Source organism: Feifania hominis, assembly GCF_014384765.1.
Lineage (GTDB): Bacteria > Bacillota > Clostridia > Oscillospirales > Feifaniaceae > Feifania > Feifania hominis.
Window position 1 is genome coordinate 240,470 of sequence record NZ_JACRSP010000002.1, and the last position, 21,902, is coordinate 262,371.

The 21,902-nt window shown below is 58.3% G+C and carries 21 protein-coding genes; 10 read left to right on the plus strand and 11 right to left on the minus strand.

All coding sequences use genetic code 11. The annotated features are described in order from the left end of the window. Nucleotides 1-99: 99 nt before the first annotated feature. Nucleotides 100-717 carry a DUF1847 domain-containing protein gene (locus tag H8695_RS04640; protein ID WP_249299733.1) on the minus strand — a complete coding sequence of 206 codons (618 nt, stop codon included), beginning with the start codon at nt 715-717 and terminating at the stop codon, nt 100-102. A gap of 286 nt (nt 718-1,003) precedes the next feature. Here H8695_RS04640 and H8695_RS04645 point away from each other — a divergent pair, with 286 nt between their 5' ends. Further along, nucleotides 1,004-2,170 carry a hypothetical protein gene (locus H8695_RS04645; protein ID WP_249299735.1) on the plus strand — a complete coding sequence of 389 codons (1,167 nt, stop codon included), beginning with the start codon at nt 1,004-1,006 and terminating at the stop codon, nt 2,168-2,170. Between the two features lie 30 nt (nt 2,171-2,200). Continuing rightward, nucleotides 2,201-3,352, plus strand: a complete 1,152-nt coding sequence (locus H8695_RS04650) for a M20 metallopeptidase family protein (RefSeq protein WP_249299736.1) — start codon at nt 2,201-2,203, stop codon at nt 3,350-3,352. Nucleotides 3,353-3,519: 167 nt separating this feature from the next. Here H8695_RS04650 and H8695_RS04655 read toward each other — a convergent pair whose 3' ends face one another. Further along, nucleotides 3,520-4,686, minus strand: coding sequence for an alanyl-tRNA editing protein (locus H8695_RS04655; protein WP_249299737.1), 1,167 nt, complete (start codon nt 4,684-4,686; stop codon nt 3,520-3,522). A gap of 377 nt (nt 4,687-5,063) precedes the next feature. On the opposite strand from H8695_RS04655, the gene H8695_RS04660 reads away from it, so the two are divergent. Next, nucleotides 5,064-5,762: a tRNA threonylcarbamoyladenosine dehydratase gene (locus H8695_RS04660; protein WP_249299738.1), complete on the plus strand. Its 699-nt coding sequence runs from the start codon at nt 5,064-5,066 to the stop codon at nt 5,760-5,762. 48 nt (nt 5,763-5,810) lie between these two features. Here the strand turns inward: H8695_RS04660 and H8695_RS04665 are convergent, their stop codons facing one another. The 3 genes from H8695_RS04665 to H8695_RS04675 all read right to left on the minus strand — a co-directional run bounded on the left by H8695_RS04665 (nt 5,811) and on the right by H8695_RS04675 (nt 9,562). After that, entirely contained in the window at nt 5,811-6,803 is a 993-nt protein-coding gene (locus H8695_RS04665; RefSeq protein WP_249299739.1) for an ABC transporter permease, read from the minus strand. 108 nt (nt 6,804-6,911) lie between these two features. Next, a complete protein-coding gene (locus H8695_RS04670) occupies nt 6,912-8,426 on the minus strand; it encodes a sugar ABC transporter ATP-binding protein (protein WP_249299740.1) in 1,515 nt (504 codons plus the stop codon). Nucleotides 8,427-8,497: 71 nt separating this feature from the next. Continuing rightward, entirely contained in the window at nt 8,498-9,562 is a 1,065-nt protein-coding gene (locus H8695_RS04675; RefSeq protein WP_249299741.1) for a sugar ABC transporter substrate-binding protein, read from the minus strand. Nucleotides 9,563-9,882: 320 nt separating this feature from the next. Between H8695_RS04675 and H8695_RS04680 the strand changes: the two genes are divergently transcribed. The 7 genes from H8695_RS04680 to H8695_RS04710 all read left to right on the plus strand — a co-directional run bounded on the left by H8695_RS04680 (nt 9,883) and on the right by H8695_RS04710 (nt 16,193). Further along, nucleotides 9,883-10,791 (plus strand): alpha/beta hydrolase, encoded by a 909-nt coding sequence (locus tag H8695_RS04680; RefSeq protein WP_249299742.1) that lies wholly within the window; start codon nt 9,883-9,885, stop codon nt 10,789-10,791. Then, entirely contained in the window at nt 10,788-11,636 is an 849-nt protein-coding gene (locus tag H8695_RS04685) for a sugar phosphate isomerase/epimerase family protein (RefSeq protein WP_249299743.1), read from the plus strand. The genes H8695_RS04680 and H8695_RS04685 overlap by 4 nt, the downstream gene beginning before the upstream one ends. 19 nt (nt 11,637-11,655) lie before the next feature. Further along, a complete protein-coding gene (locus H8695_RS04690; protein ID WP_249299744.1) occupies nt 11,656-13,335 on the plus strand; it encodes a ribulokinase in 1,680 nt (559 codons plus the stop codon). Nucleotides 13,336-13,350: 15 nt separating this feature from the next. Further along, nucleotides 13,351-14,208 (plus strand): sugar phosphate isomerase/epimerase family protein, encoded by an 858-nt coding sequence (locus tag H8695_RS04695; RefSeq protein ID WP_249299745.1) that lies wholly within the window; start codon nt 13,351-13,353, stop codon nt 14,206-14,208. Between the two features lie 163 nt (nt 14,209-14,371). Beyond that, complete coding sequence (locus H8695_RS04700) at nt 14,372-15,346, plus strand: sugar-binding transcriptional regulator (protein WP_249299746.1); 975 nt, start codon at nt 14,372-14,374, stop codon at nt 15,344-15,346. Between the two features lie 93 nt (nt 15,347-15,439). Beyond that, nucleotides 15,440-15,835 carry a TSUP family transporter gene (locus H8695_RS04705; RefSeq protein WP_249299747.1) on the plus strand — a complete coding sequence of 132 codons (396 nt, stop codon included), beginning with the start codon at nt 15,440-15,442 and terminating at the stop codon, nt 15,833-15,835. Continuing rightward, entirely contained in the window at nt 15,828-16,193 is a 366-nt protein-coding gene (locus tag H8695_RS04710; RefSeq protein ID WP_249299748.1) for a sulfite exporter TauE/SafE family protein, read from the plus strand. Before H8695_RS04705 ends, H8695_RS04710 begins: the two co-directional genes overlap by 8 nt. Nucleotides 16,194-16,216: 23 nt before the next feature. On the opposite strand, the gene H8695_RS04715 is transcribed toward H8695_RS04710, so the two are convergent. From H8695_RS04715 to H8695_RS04740, 6 genes are all read right to left on the minus strand, one after another. Further along, on the minus strand, nt 16,217-16,417 hold the full coding sequence (locus H8695_RS04715) for a hypothetical protein (protein WP_249299749.1): 201 nt from the start codon (nt 16,415-16,417) through the stop codon (nt 16,217-16,219). Nucleotides 16,418-16,562: 145 nt separating this feature from the next. After that, nucleotides 16,563-16,898, minus strand: a complete 336-nt coding sequence (locus H8695_RS04720; RefSeq protein ID WP_249299750.1) for a helix-turn-helix domain-containing protein — start codon at nt 16,896-16,898, stop codon at nt 16,563-16,565. 204 nt (nt 16,899-17,102) lie between these two features. Continuing rightward, entirely contained in the window at nt 17,103-19,445 is a 2,343-nt protein-coding gene (locus H8695_RS04725) for a M56 family metallopeptidase (protein ID WP_249299751.1), read from the minus strand. Further along, on the minus strand, nt 19,438-19,809 hold the full coding sequence (locus tag H8695_RS04730; RefSeq protein ID WP_249299752.1) for a BlaI/MecI/CopY family transcriptional regulator: 372 nt from the start codon (nt 19,807-19,809) through the stop codon (nt 19,438-19,440). The genes H8695_RS04725 and H8695_RS04730 overlap by 8 nt, the downstream gene beginning before the upstream one ends. A gap of 188 nt (nt 19,810-19,997) precedes the next feature. Continuing rightward, nucleotides 19,998-21,278: a hypothetical protein gene (locus H8695_RS04735; RefSeq protein ID WP_249299753.1), complete on the minus strand. Its 1,281-nt coding sequence runs from the start codon at nt 21,276-21,278 to the stop codon at nt 19,998-20,000. After that, nucleotides 21,275-21,856 carry a hydrolase gene (locus H8695_RS04740; RefSeq protein WP_430413287.1) on the minus strand — a complete coding sequence of 194 codons (582 nt, stop codon included), beginning with the start codon at nt 21,854-21,856 and terminating at the stop codon, nt 21,275-21,277. Before H8695_RS04740 ends, H8695_RS04735 begins: the two co-directional genes overlap by 4 nt. Between the last annotated feature and the right edge of the window lie 46 nt (nt 21,857-21,902).

Genomic DNA, 21,902 nt, shown 5'->3' on the forward strand with positions numbered 1-21,902 from the left:
ATTCCAAATGGGACAGGATTCTGCCCTATCAACAGTATGACTTTTTTTGTGAATGTTGTCAAGTTATGTGACAAAAACTCCACAAAAACTGGTTACAGTTCACAGTTTCGACTTAAAATAGGAGTTTGCGCAGTACAGAGCGCCCGCCGGGTTGTGCGCGAGGACACGGTCCTTGGTGACAAGCGTTGTGACCGGTGCATCGGCATAGCGGTAAAACAGAGAATCGTGGCCGACGCACAGGCCGATGACGATGTTGAACTGTGTCTTCTGCTCGTTGAGCAGCATGGCCTGGGCAATGGGATTGCACATGGGCTCAAACCGTCCGGGGCGGACTTTCTCACTGTCCTGAAGCCCCGCGCGCTCCTTGGGGATGGAGCCTGATTTGCAGATGACCGAAACCACGGTAAAGCCGTGGCGGCGCAGAATGTCGCAGGCGATGCGCCCCTCTTCGGCAAGTCCGCTGCAAAACGCAACGCCCAGCTTCTCATAGCCCATGTTGCGGGCAAATTCGATGATCTCGCGTATGCGGGGCCACTGCCCATAGCCGGCCGATTCAATCTTTGACGACTCGACGTAGAAACGGTGGTTTTCCTCGGTCCCATACTGTTCAAACGCGGTCTCCATCAGCTCGCCGTTTCGGATGGGGCAGTTCTTCGGCAGCTTGTCACGCTCCCCCGTACGGCAGGCGTGAACGGTGCAGGATGCGCAGGTGTACATCGCAATCTCCCTCCATAATCCAATCAATCAAGGTATTCGGGTATTTTATCGGGCTTTTCATCACAAACTGACGCGGCAGTTTCACAGGGCCGCTGCTCACCATTAATTTTATGACGTTTTTCCATTTTGTCAAATAAAAATACTATTTCTCCCAAAATCGCCTAAAAGATCTATCTATATTCACCAAAAGACAAAATGAAACATTGACTTTTACATTGTGGAGTAGTAGAGTTAATAAAACGATTGGGCAAAAATAACAGCAGTAAATAAAAAGGGGGAACTTGTTTTGACAATTGAATTTACACCATTCGGCGCTCTTGCCGTTATGCTTCTGGTCATGGTGATCGGTGAAGTGATCACCAAGGCCACCAAGGGCTGGTTTCCGAGCGCTCTCGTTATTACCCTGTTGCTTTGCGCAGGCTTTTGGACCATTTTGCCCGCTGATCTGGTTGCCCGTGCCGGTGTCTCGGCGACACTTTTCCAAATTATTTCCGGTCTGCTTGTCGCCAATCTTGGCACATTGATTGGTCGCCGGGAGATGGCCGCACAGTGGAGAACTGTTTTGATTGCACTGATGGGCCTTGCATCCATCATCGTCATCTGTCTCACGGCGGGTGCTGCGCTATTTGGCTGGAGCAACGCTGTTGCAGCTGCCCCGCCGATCTGCGGCGCCGCAATTGCCACCGCAATGGTCCGCGCGGCGGCGGAGGCCGCCGGCAATACGCAGGCAGCGCTGATCGCTGTTGTCTGTATGGCGGTCCAGTGCCTGGTGGGATATCCCCTCGGCGCATTCTGCCTGAACAAAGAGACCAGACGTCTCTCAGCGCTGTATAAAAGAGGTGAGCTGAAAGCTCCTGCAAGCGCAGGTGCCGACGGCGCCGCTCAGGGCAAGAAAAAGATGACCAGCACAAATCTCACTCTGCTCAAGCTTGCGGTCATTGTCCTGATTTCCTACTATCTCCAGGTTCTCACCAAAGGCTATATCTCCATGTATGTCTGGTGCCTCATTCTCGGCTTTGCCGCACATGAGACCAAAGTGATCGAGACGGATGCTCTGACAAAGGCAAACTCCTATGGGCTTGCCATGACGCTGCTGATGCTGTATCTGTTCGGCGGCCTCTCTGCTTCGACTCCCGAGACCATCTTCCCGGTGTTTGGCATCGCCATCAGCCTGGTCCTGATGAGCGCCGCCGCCATGGCCGTGATGGCTCTGATCGCCAGCAAAGTGTTCAAGCAGAGCTTCTACATGTCCTATGTCATTGTGCTCAACGCGTTCTTCGGGTTCCCGATTAACGTCATGCTCACCAACGAAGCGCTGGACAACAACATCAGTGATCCCACGGAGCGTGCTGTAGTGAGTTCTCAGATTATGCCGAAGATGCTGATCGCCGGCTTTACGAGTGTTACCATTGTGTCCGTTTTCATTGCGGGCATTCTGATCAAATTCCTTTAAATTCTAATGTAAAAGCAAAGGAGAACCTCTATGGATATCAAAAGTTTAGCGCGCGAAGTGGAGGACAAGGTCATTGCGTTTCGCCGTGATCTCCACATGCACCCCGAGGCAAGCTTTCAGGAGTTTCGCACAACAGACCAGATCGCAAAGGCCCTTGATGAAATGGGAATTCCGTACCGGCGCTTTGAACCCACCGGCCTGATCGGCGAAATCAAGGGCGGAAAGCCCGGCAAAACTGTTGCGCTGCGCGCCGACATTGACGCGCTGAGCATCACGGAAAAGACGGGGCTTGACTTTGCCTCTCAAAACGAGGGACTCATGCATGCATGCGGCCATGATACACACGCCGCCATGCTGATGGGTGCAGCAATGGTGCTCAACCGCGTGAAAGACGAGTTGTGCGGCACGGTCAAACTGCTGTTCCAGCCGGCCGAAGAGGTTGCCGGCGGAGCCAAAAAGGTAATTGAGCAGGGCGCGCTCGACGGTGTCGACTACATTTTCGGCATTCACATTGCGGCAAAGATGCCCGTCGGTGTGGTCGGTATGCGCCACGGCGCCTCTGCTGCCTCCGCTGATGTCTTCCGCATCAAAGTTGTCGGAAAAGCCTCCCACGGGGCAATGCCGCAGATGGGCTGCGACGCCACTGTCGCAGCGGCCGCCATCGTGATGAATTTGCAGACCATCGTCAGCCGTGAGGTCGACCCCGAAAAGCCGCTGGTTGTCACCGTCGGCAAGCTGGAGTCCGGCAGCCGCTTCAACATTGTCTCGGGCGAAGCCAATATGGAGGGAACCATTCGCAGCTACGACTACGACCTCCATCACAGTCTGCCTGACATCGTCAAACGGATTGCGGAAAATACAGCTGAGACGTTCCGCTGCAAGGCCGAGGTCGAATATGAGATGATGACAGAGGTACTGGTCAACGATGCCGAGTCCGTGGAACTTGCGCGCGGCGCGGCGGCGAAGATCATCGACAACCCTGCAATGCTCATCGAGGTTCCCGCCACGATGGGCGGGGAGGATTTTGCCGAGTACACACCTCTGTGCAAGGCCTCTTTTGCCATGGTCGGTGCCGGAGGGGAGTATCCGCAGCACAGCGACCGCGTCGTATTTGACGAGAACAGCTTCCGCACCGGCGTCGCACTCTATGCTCAGGTTGCGGCGGATTATCTCAACGGCTGAACAGATACATTTCGGTACAGGAAACACGGGTAAAAGGCATCCTCCCACGCATCCATGGCCGCACAATTGACACAGAAAAGCGGGGCAGCAATGAGCTGCCCCGCTTTTTTATAAGTAATTCCAAATTCTATAAAACACCGCTTCTGTCGGCATGTGGTTCGCCCCGGTCAGCCGGCCGATTCGCAGCTCTTTTCCTTCCGCTTGAAATGCTCTTTGATTGCTTCGTCCGGCGCGGCAAAAGAGCCCTGGGCGAGCTGCGCATTTCCGCCGCCGCGCCCCATCAGAGCGGCGTTTGCCTCCTTGACAATGGGGCGCACATCACACGATGCGCTCGCCACGGCGTAGCAGCGCGCCCCCTCGCTGCCGCCGAGAACAACGGCGAGCCCGCAGCGGGCCATGAGCGCCTCGCCGAAGAGGCGGCAGCCGGCAGGACTGAGCCCCTCCTCGATGACGCAGACCGTGTCGCGCCCCGCGTAGGCCTCGGCGCGCCGGGCAAAGAGTTCGCGTTCCAGCGCTGCGCAGCGCGCTTTCCACTCGTCGCGCTCGGCGAGCACGCGCGCAGCTGCCGGGACAATTTCATGGACCCTTGCCGAATAGAGAGCCGAGAGCTCCCGCGCCTGGGCATTTCGCTCCCGGTAGTCCGCAAGAGCCCGCTCCCCACAGAGCATTGACACCCGCGTGCCGCCCTTGTAGCGCTGGGAACCCGTCAGCTTGACAAGGCCGATCTCCCCCGTTCTCGCGACGTGAAGCCCGCAGCAGGCGCACAGGTCGTACTCCGGCACCTCCACAAGGCGCACCTCCCCGTCGAGCTCCTTCTTGCTACGGTAGGAAAGCGCACCGAGCGCCTCTCTTCCGGGATAAAAGCAGCGAAGAGCCCGGTTCTCCCAGATGCCGCGGTTGACGGTGTCCTCCACCTCGTCGAGTTGGGATTGCTCCAGCGGACCCGAAAAATCCATGGTGACGCAGTCGCCTCCCATGTGAAAGCCGACGTTGTCAAAGCCGAACAGCCTGTGTACAGTTCCCGAGACCATGTGTTCAGCCGAGTGGTGCTGCATCAGAGAAAAGCGGCGCGGCCAGTCGACAAGGCCCTCGACAAGTTCCCCCTCGCGCAGCGGCCCGTCGAGCGTGTGCACCACATCGTCGCCGCGCTCGTGCACGTCGAGCACACGCCTGCCGCCGAGCGTTCCGTGGTCGGCCGGCTGGCCGCCTCCCTCCGGGTAGAAGAGCGTGCGCTCGAGCACCGCCAGCCAGGCATCTCCCTGCCGGACGCACGAGATCACTCTCGCCTCAAAGCGCGTCTCGTAGGGGGTGGTATAATACAGTTTTTCCGTCATGAGATCTCCTCCCAGCTCACACTTTACCACACAGAGCCGTTGCAAGGCAAACCAATTGTGGTATAATAGCCACAAAGTGGCTATTATATGGAATTCAGGCCGTTTTTCTCGCCCCTTGCGGGGCAACCGAAAAACATGGCCGTATTATAATACCATGATCGCTTCGCGCTCCATGGTATAATAGCCACAAAGTGGCTATTATATGGAATTCAGGCCATTTTTCTCGCCCCTTGCGGGGCAACTGAAAAACATGGTCATATTATATACCATGTTCGCTTCGCGCTCATGGTATACCACTGTAAGAAAACCTGCTTTCCCGCTTTACCGGCGACAAAGCAGATCAGAGCCGCACACGGCGGCAACTGTGAGGTGATCGGATGTTCTCCCGTACGGAACTGGTTCTCGGCCGCGAAGCGCTCGAGCGGCTCAGCCAAAGCCATGTCGCGGTGTTCGGCGTGGGCGGCGTCGGCGGCTATGTCGCCGAGGGGCTCGCGCGCGCGGGCGTCGGTGAGCTGACGCTCGTGGATTACGATACCGTCGCCGAGAGCAACCGAAACCGTCAGCTCGCCGCTCTTGGCAGCACTGTCGGCCGTTACAAGGCCGAGGTGCTCGGCGAGCGCATTCTCGACATCAACCCCGGTGCAAAGGTTCATACGGTTTTGCAGTTCGTGGGGCCTGAAAATGTCGCGTCCCTGCTCCCCGCCGCGCTCGACTACGCGGTGGATGCCATCGACACCGTCAGTTCAAAGCTGCTGCTCATCGAGACCGCCGCGGCGCGCGGCATCCCGATTCTCTCGAGCATGGGCACCGGCAACAAGCTCGACCCGACAAAATTTCGCATCACAACCATTGATAAGACATCCGTCTGCCCGCTTGCGCGGGTCATGCGCCGCGAGCTTGTGCGGCGGGGGCTCGGCAAGACGAAAGTCCTCTTCTCCACGGAGCAGCCGACCGGGCGCACTGTGCAGCAGGACGGCACGCGCAAGGCAACTCCCGGTTCGGTCTCCTGGGTGCCCTCCTGCGCGGGCCTGATGATCGCAGGCGCAGTCGTCATGGAGCTTATCAATAAAGCGTAACAGACAGGAAAGGAGTCCCGGAACATTGTTCCGGGACTCCTTTTTGCGTTACACTCTGTTTCTCAGCTTTGCCAGCACTTTCTCACTGGAGTAGTCCATGAGAACGGCGAGAAGAATGATAACGCCCTTGAAGAGCAGCTGCCAGTTGGTGTCGACGCTCATCAGATTGAGAATGTTGTTGATAAGACCGATGATGATGCAGCCGAAAATGGTTCCCTCAGGCTTACCGAAGCCGCCGCCGATCGGCGTGCCCCCGATGACGACTGCCGCGATGGCGTCCATTTCCATGCCCTGGCCCGCCGCCGGCTGTGCCGAGAGCGCGCGGGATGTCACAATCAGCGATGCAATGGCCACACAGGCGCCCATGATCGCGTACACCCCGATGCGCAGCGCCGACAGATTGAGTCCCGAGACTCTTGCGGCGTCCGGATTTCCGCCCACTGCGAGAATGCGGCGGCCAAAGGCCGTCTTGTAGAAGACAATTCCGACTGCCAGCGACACCGCCAGCATGATGTAGACCGGGATCGGCACCGGGCCGATGTATCCCTGGCCGACCTTTTCAAAGCCGCCGGTGAGCCCTGAGATCGCCGAGGTGTTGCTCACCACATAGTTGATACCCTTGAAAATCTGGCCAGTCGCCAGCGTGACGACAAAGGCGGGCAGCTTGAACCATGAGATGATCGAGCCGTTGATTGCGCCGCAGATCACCCCGACCACTACACAGATTACAATCATCGCCGGAAAGGGAACATGCAGCTGTGTGTCGAGCTTCGCCATGATGATGCCGATCATGCCCAGCATCAGACCGACCGACAAATCGAGGTTTCCCGACGCCAACACCAGCGTGAATCCCGCTCCCAGCACCACCGACGCGGAAATCTGGCGCAGAATGTTGAAGATGTTGCGGGTGGTGAAAAAATTCGGTGAGAGAATGCTTGCAATGACAACCAGGACAACGGCGATCAAAAGCGCCTTGTTGTTCATGGCAAATTCAAGCAGGCCAACGCCCGTTTTCCTGCGTGAAAGCGTGGATGTCTCCATCATTTTCGCCCCTTTATTCTAAATTGCTTATTCGCTTGCACGTCTGCCTTCAGGGTCGTTTTGGTCCCCGGCAGGTCTGCACATACAACCATCCGTCCTGTTTCACATCTAGGAAACGGCCTCGCGGGCGGTCTGCCCAAAGGCCTCTTTCATGATGGTCTCCTGATCAAACTGGCCGCGTAGATGCTCGCCCACAATTTTTCCGCCGCGCACCACAAGAATGCGGTCGCTCATCCCCATGACCTCCGGCAGCTCCGACGAAATCATGATAATGGCCATTCCCTGCTGGGCCAAAAGACTGATCTGGCGGTGGATCTCCGACTTGGAGCCGACGTCGATTCCCCGCGTCGGCTCATCGAGAATGAGAACTTTCGGGTCGACCAGCAGCCAGCGGCCGATGATGGCCTTTTGTTGGTTGCCTCCCGAGAGACTCGTGATGATCTGTTTGAGACTCGCGAGCTTGATGTTGAGCCGTTGCACCATCTGTTCGCAGTCGCGCGCCTCGCGGCGGTGATTGACAAAACCAACCGCATTGGTGAGTTTGTCAAGATATGCCATGGAGATGTTGGCGCGCACGGGAAGCGTGCGCAGAATCCCCATGCGCAGCCGGTCCTCGGTGAGCATGCCGATTCCACTTTCAATGGCCTGTTTGGGAGAGCGGATTCGAAGCTCTTTCCCGTGCAGCAGCACCTCACCCGAGTCACAGCGGTCTATGCCGAACAGGGCGCGCATGATCTCCGTTCGCCCCGCGCCCATCAGCCCGCTGAAACCGAGAATCTCACCCTGATGTACTTCAAAGCTCACGTCGTCGAAGACGCCGCGGCGGCTCAGATGCCGAACTTCGAGAACCGTCGGTCCGATCTCGGCCTCCTCTTTCGGATAGAGGTCTTTGAGCTCACGTCCCGCAATCCAGCGGATGAGGTCATTTTCCGTTGTCGACGAGGCCTCAACGGTAGTAATGTACTGCCCGTCGCGCATGACGGTGATGCGGTCGGCCACGGCGAGCACCTCATCGAGCTTGTGGGAGATGAAAATGATTGCCACTCCCTGCCCGGTGAGAGTTCTCATTATTTTAAAGAGAAGCTGAATCTCAGACTCCGTCAGAGCCGAGGTCGGCTCATCCATGATGATGAGATCGGCCTCATAGGAGATCGCGCGCGCAATCTCCACAAGCTGCATATTGGCAACGCTTAGATTTTGTACTCTCATACGGGGGTCGATGTGTATTTCCAACCGGTCAAGGAGTTCCCTCGCCTTTTTGACCATGCGCCGGCGGTTGAGCACACCGAAGTCGGTGAAGTCCTTTTCCCGGCCGATCCAGATGTTTTCCGCCACGGTCGTCGACGGGACAAGGCTGATCTCCTGGTGGATCATACAGATGCCCCGCGACAGCGCCGCATGCGGGTTTTTAAAGGAGGTCCGCTCTCCCCGCCACCGGATCTCCCCCTCGTCGGGCTGATACATTCCCAGGATCACTTTCATCAAGGTGGATTTTCCCGCGCCGTTCTCGCCGAGAACGGCGTGAATTTCACCCTTTCTGATCTCGAGCCCTGCATGATTCAGAGCCTGAACGCCGGGAAACCGTTTGCTGATCTCCCGAAGTTCCAAAATGGTCTGCTGCATGTTTCTTCCTCCTGTGAGTGAATGGGGAGGGGCGGTACGGGGCGAGACCTGCCCCTCCCCGGGAAGCTGTCTCAATCGGCGATGCCGCTGTCGCGGATTTCCTGTACGTTGGTGATGTCCATCGGGTACATGTAGGCCTCGATGGTGTCGATAAATTTGTCGCCGTCAAAGCGAATGCCCGAGGCGAGTTTCTGGCAGGTCTGCGCGCAGATGCGGCAGATGATGCGCTTGGAGTTGAACGCCGACATGGACATTTTTCCCTCCAGAATCAGCTCCTGCGCCTGCGGGTCGCCGTTCATACCGAGCGTGAGATATTTGGACGGGTCGAGTCCCGCCGAGCTGATGACATTGACGGCCGCCATCGCCATCTCGTCGTTTTCCGCCGCAATGACGTTGATCTCGGGGTGAGCCACCAGCCAGTCCTCCACGATGCTGACTGCCTCCTGCATGAGCCAGTTTGCATTTTTGTTGATGACCTCTTCCACGCGGTCCTTGTATTTCTCGTCCTCATACAGCTCCTGGGCAAATCCCTTGTAGCCGACGTTTCCGCCGTTGGGCGCGCCGAGCAGGTAGCCGATTTTGAGCGTCTCGCCCGGGTGCTCGTCAAGCCAGTTTTTGAGCCAGCGCGCCTGCATCTTTCCGCGGATGCCGGAATCCGACACATTGACCATCGCATCATACTGGTCTGGCTTGACATTCATTTGAAGCTGATAGACCACAACGGGGATTCCCGCCTGTTTGACCGACACCACCGCAGGCACAGAGCCGTCGGGGTCGACCGACTGTACCACGATGACGTCGGGCGCCAGCGTGATGAGCGACTCGACATCCGCCAGCTGCTTTTCCACGGAGCCGTCGGCGTTGAACATGGTGACCTTACCGCCCAGCGCCTCCACTTCCTCTACCAGTGTCTCATACATCATCGTCTGATACTGGTCCAGATTGTTCAGAGAGATTCCGACGGTAAAGTCGGTCACAAGCTCGGGCTCGCCCGTCGTTCCGGGCTCATCGTCCGGGTTGGTTGTGCCCGGCTGGGTCTGATCGCCGTCGGGCGGGGTCGGTTCCTGCCCATTGCTGCAGGCCGCCAGAGAGAAGAGCATACACACTGCCAAGAGAAGAGAGATCCATCGTTTCATAGTGAGTTCCTCCTTTTTCATTTGGTCCATCCGGACAAAATTGCCTGGCAGCCACGCCCCGGTGACCACCTTTACCAGAATCCTACTTGCAATTTTGCCAATTGTCAATAATAAAACCAATTTTCTAACATTTGTGAAAATATATCACGCTATTTTTGTGTAATTATCCAAATTTTAGTTCAAAAAATAAATTTTTACCATTTTCGATTGACTTTGGAAACTGCGAATGATAGTCTCAACTTGAAAAAATTGCGGTCAGCGGTATCAACATTCACATATTCCACTCGCCGCCCGCAAAAAAAGGAACAGGAGGGATATCATTGGCACTCATCACGACACACTTTTACTCACAGGTTCTGGGGCTCACCTGCACCATGGAGGTCATACTCCCCGAACCCGACCAGGGAATCGGCGTGGGGGCTTCCGTCTGGGACGGGAAGAGTGACCTGCCCGTGCTCTACCTGCTGCACGGCATGTCGGACGACCACACCATCTGGCTGCGCCGCACCTCTCTGGACCGCTACGTTGCCGGCCGCAGGCTGGCTGTGGTGATGCCTGCGGTTCACCGCAGCTGCTACTCCGACCAGGCGCTCGGTTATGACTATCTCACCTTTCTCGCGCAGGAGGTCCCCGAGGTGGCAAGCCGCTTTTTCCGCATCTCCCGCCGGCGGGAGGACACGTTTGCCGCCGGGCTGTCAATGGGCGGTTACGGCGCGATGAAACTCGGTCTCACCTATCCCGAACGCTACGCCGCCGTGGCCAGCATGTCGGGGGTTCTCGACATGTGGGAACACAGCAAAGACCGCCCCTATTTACAGCTTATCGGCGATCAGGCCGCCGAGGAAAAGCTGCGCCTGGAAAACCCCGAGGCCTATCGAAATCTTGTTGATTTCAAGCTGAACTTCGGTTCTCTCGACCGATTCCGCGGCTCTGACAACGATCTGCTCTCGCTTCTTGAGCGCCGCGTAAAGTCCGGCTGCGAGCTTCCGAAGCTGGATATTTCCATTGGTATACAGGACTATCTCTACCCGACAAATGTGACCTTTCGCCATAAGCTCGACGAGCTGCATGTGCCCTACCGCTATCATGAGGAGCCGGGCGTTCATGAGTGGGCAGTGTGGGACCGGGCTGTCACACGCGTACTCGACTGGCTTCCCGTCGAGCGCGAAATTCCCACCGGAAACGGCGGCGACCGTGAAGCGCGGCGCCAGAGGGAGGAAGAGAAATGAGACTTGGCATGTACTCCGTAGAAATCACAAGGCCGAGCGTGGAGGAGGTCTTCTCCGAGGCCGCCCGGCTCGGGTTTGAGGAAATGCAGTTCGATTTCGGCTCTGTCGGCACGCAGCAGCTGCCCGATGAAATCTCCCCCGAGCTCACCGCGCGAATCGCGGCGGCGGCTCGAACATCCAACATCGCCATCACCGCAGTCAACGGCACATTCAACATGATTCACCCGGACGCCCGTATAAGAGAGGCTGGCGTGTCGCGGTTTGAGCAAATAGCAAAGGCCTGCTCTGTCCTCGGCTGTCCGCTTATCACCCTGTGCACCGGAAGCCGCGATACGCAAAATATGTGGCGCCGCCATCCCGGAAACGATCTGCCCGATGCGTGGAGCGATCTGCTGCACACCACCGCAGAGCTCGTCGAAATCGCCGAGCGCTATGGCGTGTTTCTCGGTGTGGAAACCGAGGCCTCCAACGTCGTCTCTTCTCCGCAGCGGGCGCGGCGCTTTCTCGACGAGATGGCAAGTCCCCGGCTTCGCATCATCATGGATCCCGCCAATCTCTTTCACGACGGGCAGGCGCGCCTGGAAAACAGCTACGATATCCTCGCGAGCGCCTTTGATCTGCTCGCGGACGACATCATCGCCGCCCACGGCAAGGACATCCGCGAGGGACCGGGTATCTCGTTTACCTCGGCCGGGCGCGGCATCGTCGACTTTGACTACTTTGTCGGCCTGCTCAAAAGCGCGGGCTACCGCGGCGGCATCATCGCGCACGGCATCCACGAAGAGTGGGAGTTTCCCGGAACCGTCGCCTATTTGAAACAGGTACTCTCACGCGCCAATACATAAGACAAAGGACGAATGCACTATGAAACAGCCGCTCTACTCCATTGGCATTGACTTTGGCACTCTGACGGCGCGCGGCGTTCTCGTGGATATCAAAACCGGCGAACAGGCGGCGGTCTCCGTCTTCGGCTACCAGGACGCGGTGATCGACCAGTATCTGCCGGGAACCGATGTGACCATCCCTGCGGGCTGCGCCCTTCAAAATCCCATGGACTACCGCGACGCGCTCGAGGGACTGCTGCGGGATATTCTCCACAAGTCCTCGGTCTCCCCCGAGCAGATCGTCGGCATCGGCATAGACTTTACCTCCTGCACCATGCTGCCTCTCGACTCCGATCTGCAGCCGCTCTGCCAGCAGCCGGACTACCGTGAGAACTACCACAGCTGGCCCAAGCTCTGGAAAGACCACACCGCACAAAAACAGGCCGACCGGATCACGTCTCTCGCCCGGGAGCGCGGGGAGGAGTTCCTCAGCCGCTATGGCGGGAACTGCTCAAGCGAATGGATGTTCGCCAAAATTCTCGAGACGCTGGAAAACGCCCCCGAGGTCTATGAGGGTGCCTTTCGGTTTGTCGAGGCCGGCGACTGGATCGTGTATCTTCTCACCGGAGAACTCAAAAAGAGCAGCGGCCCCGCCGGCTTCAAGGCCTTTTGGAGCCCTGACCACGGGTATCCCTCGGCGGACTTTTTCAAAGCGCTCGACCCCCGTCTGGAGCATGTCGTCGCAAAGAAGCTCGGCGAGCAGGTCTACCCTCTCGGAACGCGGGCGGGCGGTCTGACGCGCGAAATGGCGGAGCTCACCGGGCTGTGTGAGGGAACGAGCGTGGCCGTCGCCAACATCGACGCCCACAGCTCCTTTCCCGCCATCGGCGCCACGGGGGATTCGACCATGTTGTTCAACATGGGCACCTCGCTGTGCCACATATTCACCTGTCCGCGCGAAGCTCTTGTGCCGGGAATCAGCGGCGTGGTGCGCGACGGCATCCTGCCGGACTGCTATGGCTATGAGGCCGGTCAGGCCGCCGTCGGCGACATCTACGACTGGTTTGTTCGCAACCTGGTTGCGCAGAGCACCCTGCAGGAGGTCACGAGCCGCAACGTCAACATTTTTCAACTCATGGACGAGAAAGCCGGTGCCATCCGCCCGGGCGAGAGCGGACTTCTCGCTCTGGACTGGTGGAACGGCAACCGCTCGATGCTCTGTAACTCCGACCTGTCCGGCATGATCGTCGGCCTGACCCTCTCCACTAGGCCCGAGGAAATCTACCGCGCGCTGATCGAGGGTACCGCCTTTGGCTCGCGGCGCATTCTCAGCGAATTCGAGCGGGACGTCTCCCCCGTGCGCGAGATTTACGCCTGCGGCGGCCTCTCGCGCAAGAGCCGGGTTGTGATGCAGATCTTCGCAGATGTGCTCGGCCGGCGCATCCACATCTCGGGCGTACAGCAGACCTCCGCCTTTGGCGCGGCCATCTACGGCGCAGTTGCGGCGGGCAGCGGCCGCGGCGGCTATGATACCGTTTCGCAGGCGAGCGCGGCCATGGCAAAGCCCTCTGCCGTCTGCTATCAGCCGAACCCGCGGTATGCGGGCATCTACGACCGCCTCTACCGCGAGTATGAAAAACTGCACGACTACTTTGGCACGGGCGCAAGCGGCGTCATGAAAGAGCTGCGCAACATCAACCACATTGCAACCAAAAAATAATTGAGGAGGCGCTCTATGTACACGGTATACGAGCCCAAATTCTACAGTTTCAACGGAGACTATTTCACCTACGCAAAGCTCGCCGCCGACGCCGGCATCGAGGCAATCGGCGTGCCAAGCGCTCTTCTTGACCAGGAAAACCGGGCGCTTGAGCTCGCCCGGCTCGTATGGGAACTCGGGCTTCGATGGGGAATCATGTTCACACCCGTCGACTTCTATGCGGCCGATGTGGACGACACGCTCTTCGAGCGTGGAATCGAAACCCTCAAGCGCCAGGCACAGACCGCGGCGAAAATGGGCGTCCGCTACGCGTACAACCACATCTGGTCATCGAATCCCGAACGCTCCTTTGAGCGGAATTTTGACTGGCATGTCCGCCGCATTCGCCGGGTCGGCCGCATCTTTGAGGACAACGGCATTCGCTATGGGCTCGAGTTTCTCGGCCCGCGCGACGTACTTCACCGCTATGAGCACCCATTTGTGCACTCGATTGCGGGAGTCTGCGCGCTCGCCGACGCGGCGGAGCTCAAGGCCGCGTTTCTCTTTGACACCTATCACTGGTACTGTGAGGGCGCGCGGCTGGACGATCTCTATTTCGCCCTCGCGCACACCGACCGTATGGTCGGGCTGCACGTCAACGACGCCGCGGCCGGCCGCAAACCCGAGGAACAGCTCGACATGGAGCGCGCCATGCCCATGACGACCGGTCTCATTGACGCTGGAAAAATCTATCAGCTCTTCGGCTCGCACGGCTATGAGGGCCCCGCGGCCTGCGAGCCTCTGCACCCGTCTATGGAACATTTTCAGGAAATCGGTGCGCAGGCAACGGCGCAGGAAATTGCCCGCGCCTATCAGATGCTCGCGTCGCGCTGAAGTCTCCTCCACATGTGACATCGGCGGCCCGAAATCTGTATGGGCCGCCGATGTCACGGCATTCTGTCTGATTTTGAAATGGTTGATTTATACCATAAAATAGGGTATTCTAGTTTTATTAAGTTAAATTTTTCCGGCAAACTAAGCAATCGGGGTGACGACAATGGGTGAAGCGGAAATCCGCGATCAGCGCAGGCAGCAGATGATTACCGTCGCCAAAATGTACTACCGTGACAAGCTGCCGCAGGATGAAATTGCAAAAAGACTGAATATGAGCCGCTCCAACATCTCCCGCATTCTCTCAAAGAGCCTTGAAGACGGTATCGTCGAGATTTCCATCAACGACTCTGTGACCAAGCACCCGGAAATAGCAGGCCGCCTCTGTCAGGCCTACCACCTCAAGGACGTCGTCATCGCCTCCTCCCATTCCGATATGGAGCGCACCACAAGAAACGTCGGCGAGAGGCTTGCCGCCTACCTTGTCAGCGTGCTGAAAAACGGGATGCTCGTCGGCGTTACAAGCGGCCGGATCAGCTATTACGCCATGCGCGGCATTCACAACACCAGAGGGCTGCACGTCGACTGTGTTCAGCTCATGGGCGGCACCTCCAATCACTTCACCGTGGAGGACAGCCAGAGCATCGCCGTCTCCTTTTCCAATCGCTTCAACGGCAACGCCTACATTCTGCCCGCGCCGCTGATGGTCAAGACCAAGCAGCTCAAGCAGCTCTTTTTACAGGAGCCGCTTTGCATGGAGGTTTTTCAAAAGTACAGCGATCTGTCCATCGCCCTGCTGGAGATCAGCCCCCTGCGCGCGCGGCTCTCCAGCGAACTTCGGGAGCCGTGGCTCTCCTATGCCGACTCTCTTCAGCTGGGTGATCTCGCCGCCGTGTCAAGTGTCTGCGGGCGCTATTTCGATCTTCAGGGCATGCCCTGCAATGCCGGTATCAACGACCGTGTCATTGCCATGGATCTGGATCTGCTCGAGAATGTGCCGATCACAGTGGGCACCGCTGCGGGGCTCGATATGCTGGAGCCCACGCTGAGTATCCTGCGAAGCGGCCTGATCAACGTACTTGTCGTGGATGAGGTTCTCGCCTGCGGGCTGGAGGAGACCAGCAAAAACGAGCGCTCCTGAAGTAGGGGCGTCCACTGAATAAACGCCGATAATTGGAAAACACTACACATCAGATGTGTAGTGTTTTTTGTCTGTAGGAAAGGAGGCGCTCCCATGCCAGAGAAGACCGGCCAAAATCAGCCCGATGTGGCGCACGCGCCGGCAAAGAGTCTGGCCGTCGGCGCGGTCACCGGCGTTGTCAACGGCATGTTCGGCGGAGGCGGGGGGCTCGTTCTCGTGCCGCTGCTCAAAAAGGTTCTCAAGCTGCCCATCAAGGTCGCCCACGCCTCGGCCATCGGCATCACCATCATGATGAGCCTGATGACGCTCGGCGTCTACCTCACCGGCGGTGTCGTGACGCTCGGCGATGCGATCTGGTTCATGGTCGGCGGCGCAGTCGGCGGCTTTTTCGGCGCAAAATTTCTCAAGAAAATTCCCAAGAAGCTGCTCAAAAAGGGCTTTGCCTTATTTTTGCTGTATTCGGCAGTGAGGATGATGTTTTTTGGATAACCCGATTTTTCAGGCTCTGCTCGGCGCGGCGACCGGTGTTGTCAGCGGTATGGGCATCGGCGGCGGCAGTCTGCTGATCATTCTGCTGTCCTCTTTTTTCGGCTATGACCAGCTCAAGGCGCAGGGAATCAACCTGCTCTATTTTTTGCCCACGGCCGTCGTGGCTCTCATCGTCCATCTCAAAAACAAAACCATTGACATCAAGACTGTGCTCTGGTGCGGCATCTGCGGCGCGGCGGTCGCGGCGGCCGTGAGCTTCTTTGTCAAAGACATGGACAGCGGCATTGTGAAAAAGTGCTTCGCGGGCCTGATTTTTCTCGTGGGGCTCTACGAGCTCTTCACGAAAACGGAGCAGTAGAGACTGCTTAAAAAAGCGGCGCCTTACGGCGTCGCTTTCTTCTCGTCTTTTTCTCTTGGGACATAGTGCTCGCAGGCCTTTGTGAAGCGTCGGCGCAGCTTCAGCCTCGGATAGACACAGTGCCCGTCCCCGGTCTCTCCAAACGAATTGCCCAGTTTTACATAGTGCAGCCTGAAATACATGCAGCTGTCGCATATCGGGCCGTCGCTCTTGGGAATCAACATGGCGTTTTTCCTCCTCGAGACGCTTTCCAGGATACATCTTGTCGAATTGTGTCTATTTTAGCACATTTTACTCGAAATTACAAGTATTACCATAATTTTCATCCATTTTGTCTAGTTAGTCTTGATAAAATATAATCACAACTTTTTATTTTGAATGAATGGGGGCTGCCGTGGTATCGAGATTCTTCAGCAGATCCTTGATGATCCGCTTTTGCGCCGCGCTCAACGCCGACCAGTTGTCCAACATGTCTTTTTGTTCACTGGTAAGTGACACGGCATCCTGATTTTCTGCAAAAAACTGGGATAGCGTGAGACCAAAGCCATTGCAGATTTTCTCAAGAGATTGAATGGTTGGAATCTGGTCCTTTCGATACCACGTGGATATGGTTGACTGGGACAGCCCCGAACGTTTGGCCAACTCGTATTCTGTCCAACCGCGCTCCAATCTTAATCTTGTGATTTCTTTGAGAACATCTTTCATACCCTTACTCACTCGACGTATTTCGTTTTTACCAATATTATACTTTGCGAGTGTATCGTTTTATAGTTGGTTAAGACGTATATAAAATATGTTTTAAATCAGTATATCGGAGTCACAGGACCGACATACCGGCAATTGTTGGTATGCAAAAAAGGGAAAGAAGCATCTGCTTCTCTCCCTTTTTCTATTGCTGTGCCGGCAACATCAGCTTACAAAATCAATGCTGTTGTATCTCAGATAGAAGTCGTCTCCCTCGCCGAGCTCGTCAAAATTGATTTCACAGCGGCAGTGGAAAAAGGACGCGAGCCCTGAAAGGTCATCCGCGAGAAAGGCCTCGGCCCAGTTCTCCCCGAGTAGCGCAAGCTCCTCCGGCTCCGGCATTTCACCCACGTAGTACACATCGAACATGCCGCTGAGGCTCCCGTCGGGCTGCTCGGTCAATCTCTGAAGAACCATGTGGTAGCTGCCGTGAAAATCCCAGCCGGTCGCGCGAATGCGGTCGGTTCCCGGGACAAACTCGGTGTAGTCTGTCACATAGCTCGACGCCGTATGCCCGAAATATTTGATGAGCAGCGCATCGATCACATCGGCCTCGACGCCCGCTTCATAGTTGTATTCATACCCCTCATCATAGAGATTCATGATGGCAAAGGCCATCAGGTTGTCGTCGGTGAGCCCCTTGGCGTCAGACCGGCCCCCGTCGCCCACCAGCGGCCCGAGCTGGGAGGGGTGCTCGGCAAAATAGAAGTAGTACTTCTCCCTCGGCGATGCGTCCGCACCGCCCGGGCGGTTGAGCGCATGCCGGCCGCCCTCGCCGTCTGTGCCGAAAACCACCGGCATCCTCCCAAGGCGCTCCTCGGTGAGCTCGGTGTACGCGCAGTCCGAAAGCATGCGTCCGGTTCGGTCCGTCAGCCCCCAGAGGCCGTCTCTCATCACGCCGATTCCCGTCTCAAAGAGCTCAAACGCCTCGAAGCCCTGTGCATAGAGCATGTGGCCGCCCTCGTCGATGAGCGTGCGTGTGCCGTCCGGCAGAAGCCCCACCTGAAAGACCTCTGTGTCTCCCTCGTCGGTGGTTCCCCCGTCCGGCACGAGAAGAATGGACAGCTCTCCCTGTGCAGCCCAATCGGCGTAGCCCGTCAGACCGTTGGCCTGCAAAAAGGCATCTGCAATCCACTCGTTTTGAAGCGACAGACGCTCATAGTCCGCTCTTGTCTGCTCGCTGTACACAACGTCGCCCGGCGTCGTCATCACATAGATCGCCTCGTCGTCCGAGCCGATGGCCGCAAAGCCGCCGGTCCGTCCTCGCCGTTTTTCCTGCGGCCAGTCGGCGCGGGCAATTCTCTCGAGCGTAAAGAGCCGGCCGAGTTTGTCCGCCGCACCCACACTCTCGCCATATGCGGCGCTCTCGCGGTGATAGACTGTCACGAGCGCGCCGTCGCCGGTGGTAAGCTCGCACTCGTCGGCATACCCCTGCGGCAGAATGAGGCGGTAGCCGCCGCCGATTTCAACACCGTCCTCCGAGTTCTTCGCCGCCTGCGGAAGCAGCAGAATCAAAAGGATCGCCACCACGGCAAGGCCCACGCCCGCAGCGGCCACGCCAAAGCGCCTGCCGCTGCCAATCGCCCGGATGCGGGCTTTGAGATCGCCTCTGGAAAAGGCAATCATGCTCCCCGCACGCGGACCGCGGCCGCTGCCTGCGACCGCCAGAAGCGCCCGCCCGTACGCCGCGCGGGTCTGCTCATCCTGCCCGCGCAGCACATCGTCGTCGCACGCCAGCTCGCAGTCGCGCCGCATTGCCCAAAAGGCCCACCAGAGCACGGGATTGAACCAGTGGATGCCCTGTAAAATCAGCGTGAGCAGGCGCACCGGCGGGTCAAGCCGGCGGATGTGCGTCAGCTCATGGGCCAGCACGGCGCACAGCGCCCCGTCATCCGCCTCATCCAAAAGCACCTGCGGCACGGCCACCACCGGCCGGAAAAAGCCAAATACAAAGGGGCCTGCACAGTCGGTCGCCATGAGTCTGACCCGGCGCAGCTTCCCCTGCTTCGCCTGCTCAAAGAGCGTGTGGATGTGCGCGTCGTCCGGTACGGCATGGAGTGTGCGCCGGGTTTTGCCGTAGCCCGCGGCCAGAGCCGCCGCGTAGACCGCCATACCCATCAGCCACAGCACGGCGCCCGTGTCCCGCCAGGTCCACCGCTGCGCCGGCGCAGCGGTGGCAGCGGGGTTCGGCGAGGCGGTCTGTGTCGTCGGCGGCACCGCGACCGGCTCGCCCGGTGAGACCGCCTGCTGCCCGCCTGTCGGCGAGGGGGCCGCCTGACCCGCGTCATAGAGAACGCGCTGTTCCAGCGGTGCGGTCAGCCGAAAGGGGGAAATCGGGCTCTCGATGCCGCCCGGCAGAAGCAGCTTTGCCAGCAGAACCAGCCAGATGAGATAGTGGAACCGCGGTGAGAGCCGCCCTGCCACGGCGGCCTTGACCAGCAGGATGACGCCCGCCGTCACGCCGCCCCACAGCGAGTACTGGAGAACCCGGACAAAGAGCTCAGTCATGTTCCCGCCTCCGATCAATCAGCTCGCGAAGCTCCTCGAGCTCGCGGTCGGTAAACTCCTCCTGCTCGATCATCTGCGTGAAGAGCAGCTTTCTCGAACCGGAAAAGAACTTTTCCACCAGGCTCTGTGTCTCGGCGATGCGAACCGCGTCGCGCCCGATGAGCGGCCGGCAGACAAAGCCGGGGTCTGTGCGCTCGACAATCCCCTTTCTGACAAGCTTGGTGATGACCGTGTAGGTGGTGTTGCGGCTCCATCCCACGCTCTCGGCAAGCTGGTTTGCAAGCTCCGCGGCGGTGCGCGGCGCGTGCTCCCACAGCAGATTCATCACCCGCAGCTCGCTCTCCTGTATCTTCGGTGCTCCCATGTTGCCCCTCCTTACTATTGTAGTAGTAAACCTGTTTTTATACTATCATAGTAGTAAGAAGAAGTCAAGAAAAAATCGGGGCAACGCCCCGATTTTGAAATATCGTATCAAAAGGCTCCCACCCCGCAGCCGGGCGCAGAGAGCCCAGCTGTCTGTCCTGCCATATGGAAGCGCCCCTGCGCGGCCGCCTAACTCTCCAGGCCCAAAAGGCCGGTGTTCTCCGTGAGAATCCGGCGCGCCTGCTCGTGGGACAGCGTGCCGTCCGTCACCCGCTCAAAGAGCCGAAGCAGTGTGCGCGTCTCGACGATCAGGCTGCCGTTTCGCCTCGCGAGCGCCACCTGTGCCTCGCTGACCGGCTGGCGGTCGGCCAAGGGCTTTGAGCGCTCGTGCGCGATGATCAAAAGCGCCCGAACCGTCTCCTCGCGCCCCTCGTCGCGCAGCTCGTCGAGGTAGCTCTGTACATGAACCTCAAGCTGTGACACGTGCTCCGAGCGGACGTTTGTGCTCACGCCCTTGATTTCACCGATCAGCGTCACATCGCCGGCGTCGACGCGGAAATCCTCGCGGAAGTCATCTTTGAAGTGGGATAAATCGACGTCCAGAATCCGCTCGAGCATCTCAAATACCACCGACACGAGCGCATCCCCGCTCTCCACAAGGACGCTCTTGTAGCGGTTGTTGCGCTCGAGCGCCTGGCGTGCCTCGTCGATTCCCGCCTCGAGCCGCGCGATCGTCTCCCGGCTGCGCGCGATCTGCTCGCGGCGCGCCGCGTCGTCAAAGGCGGTCAGCTCTGCAAGCCAGTCGGGAAGCTGCTGCCCACACGGCTTCGGCAGATAGCCGATCTCGAGCAGGAGCTCCTCCAGCTGCGGGTAGCTCTCCACCCGCAGCGTACAAAAGGCCACGCGGTCGTTTTTCAGCGCAGTGATCTTTTCGCTCTTGACCGAGCGCAGCAAAACATCCGGTCTGTCCGCCGGCCTGCGGGCGCCGGCAAAGGGATTGTCCCCCGGTATTGCCGAGCTGATCGCCGGCGGCAGAATGAAGTGAAAGGATGCCGGCAGCTGGCATTTCCCGACCCTCGTTGTCGTATTTTCATAGCTCAGGGTAAAACCGACGCAGGGCCAGAGATCCCCCACGATGTCACGGACGTCGTCGAGCATGTTTTTCAGGTACTGGCGAAATCGAAACGTGCCGCTGACAATGTTGTATCTGAACTCACCGTCCTGCGGCAGAAGAATCAAAATCCGGCTCGCGGGGTTGTTTTCGATCATCCTGTGCAGATTGACAAGGTCCTGATAACCGTCAATCGAAGTGGTGTCTGCGGCTCTGTGGCACCAGAGACCCATGTCGTCCAAATCGACGACGTTGATTTCAAACTCGCCGGGCGAGCGCGGCGCGTCAAGCGGGCTGACGACAAGGCCGTCCGCGTGGACAGTACACGCGCGCGGGTTGCCGCAGATATACTGAATCATGACGCCGCGATGTCCGCCTCGACGGCCCGCATGGCGCCGAGCGTCTCATCGAGCAGACGGTCGAGCTCCCAGCCGAGGCGCTCGGCCCCCTGGGCGATCACCTCGCGCGAGCAGCCGGCGGCGAACTTTTTGTCTTTGAATTTCTTTTTGAGCGACTTGAGCTCCATATCCTGCACGCTCTTTGACGGGCGCATGAGCGCCGCCGCGCCGATGAGACCGGTCAGCTCGTCCACCGCGAAGAGAATCTTCTCCATCTCGTGGGTGGGCTCCACGTCGCTGCACAGTCCGTAGCCATGGCTCACCACAGCATGGATGAGCTCATCGGGCAGACCGGCCAGAAGCTCCGGCGCCTTTTTGCAGTGCTCATCCGGGTACTGCTCAAAGTCGATGTCGTGGAGAAGCCCCACAATCTCCCAGAAATCGGCGTCGGCGCCATAGCCGAGCTCAACGGCAAAATAGCGCATCACAGCGGCCACCGTGCGCGCATGCTGCAGATGAAAGTCCTCCTGGTTGTATTTTTTGAGCAGCTCGTAAGCCTGCTCCCTTGTCAGCGTTGCGTCCATGTCGACTCCTCCCATAATCTGTAAGATATCTGTATCATACCGCGCCGCCCGCCACCCGTCA

Bases quoted from the DNA above. Each gene is read 5' to 3' on its own strand.
- H8695_RS04640 (WP_249299733.1), bottom strand. From the start codon at position 717: ATGTACACCTGCGCATCCTGCACCGTTCACGCCTGCCGTACGGGGGAG.
- H8695_RS04650 (WP_249299736.1), top strand. From the start codon at position 2,201: ATGGATATCAAAAGTTTAGCGCGCGAAGTGGAGGACAAGGTCATTGCG.
- H8695_RS04655 (WP_249299737.1), bottom strand. From the start codon at position 4,686: ATGACGGAAAAACTGTATTATACCACCCCCTACGAGACGCGCTTTGAG.
- H8695_RS04660 (WP_249299738.1), top strand. From the start codon at position 5,064: ATGTTCTCCCGTACGGAACTGGTTCTCGGCCGCGAAGCGCTCGAGCGG.
- H8695_RS04665 (WP_249299739.1), bottom strand. From the start codon at position 6,803: ATGGAGACATCCACGCTTTCACGCAGGAAAACGGGCGTTGGCCTGCTT.
- H8695_RS04670 (WP_249299740.1), bottom strand. From the start codon at position 8,426: ATGCAGCAGACCATTTTGGAACTTCGGGAGATCAGCAAACGGTTTCCC.
- H8695_RS04675 (WP_249299741.1), bottom strand. From the start codon at position 9,562: ATGAAACGATGGATCTCTCTTCTCTTGGCAGTGTGTATGCTCTTCTCT.
- H8695_RS04685 (WP_249299743.1), top strand. From the start codon at position 10,788: ATGAGACTTGGCATGTACTCCGTAGAAATCACAAGGCCGAGCGTGGAG.
- H8695_RS04690 (WP_249299744.1), top strand. From the start codon at position 11,656: ATGAAACAGCCGCTCTACTCCATTGGCATTGACTTTGGCACTCTGACG.
- H8695_RS04695 (WP_249299745.1), top strand. From the start codon at position 13,351: ATGTACACGGTATACGAGCCCAAATTCTACAGTTTCAACGGAGACTAT.
- H8695_RS04700 (WP_249299746.1), top strand. From the start codon at position 14,372: ATGGGTGAAGCGGAAATCCGCGATCAGCGCAGGCAGCAGATGATTACC.
- H8695_RS04705 (WP_249299747.1), top strand. From the start codon at position 15,440: ATGCCAGAGAAGACCGGCCAAAATCAGCCCGATGTGGCGCACGCGCCG.
- H8695_RS04715 (WP_249299749.1), bottom strand. From the start codon at position 16,417: ATGTTGATTCCCAAGAGCGACGGCCCGATATGCGACAGCTGCATGTAT.
- H8695_RS04720 (WP_249299750.1), bottom strand. From the start codon at position 16,898: ATGAAAGATGTTCTCAAAGAAATCACAAGATTAAGATTGGAGCGCGGT.
- H8695_RS04725 (WP_249299751.1), bottom strand. From the start codon at position 19,445: ATGACTGAGCTCTTTGTCCGGGTTCTCCAGTACTCGCTGTGGGGCGGC.
- H8695_RS04730 (WP_249299752.1), bottom strand. From the start codon at position 19,809: ATGGGAGCACCGAAGATACAGGAGAGCGAGCTGCGGGTGATGAATCTG.
- H8695_RS04735 (WP_249299753.1), bottom strand. From the start codon at position 21,278: ATGATTCAGTATATCTGCGGCAACCCGCGCGCGTGTACTGTCCACGCG.
- H8695_RS04740 (WP_430413287.1), bottom strand. From the start codon at position 21,856: ATGGGAGGAGTCGACATGGACGCAACGCTGACAAGGGAGCAGGCTTAC.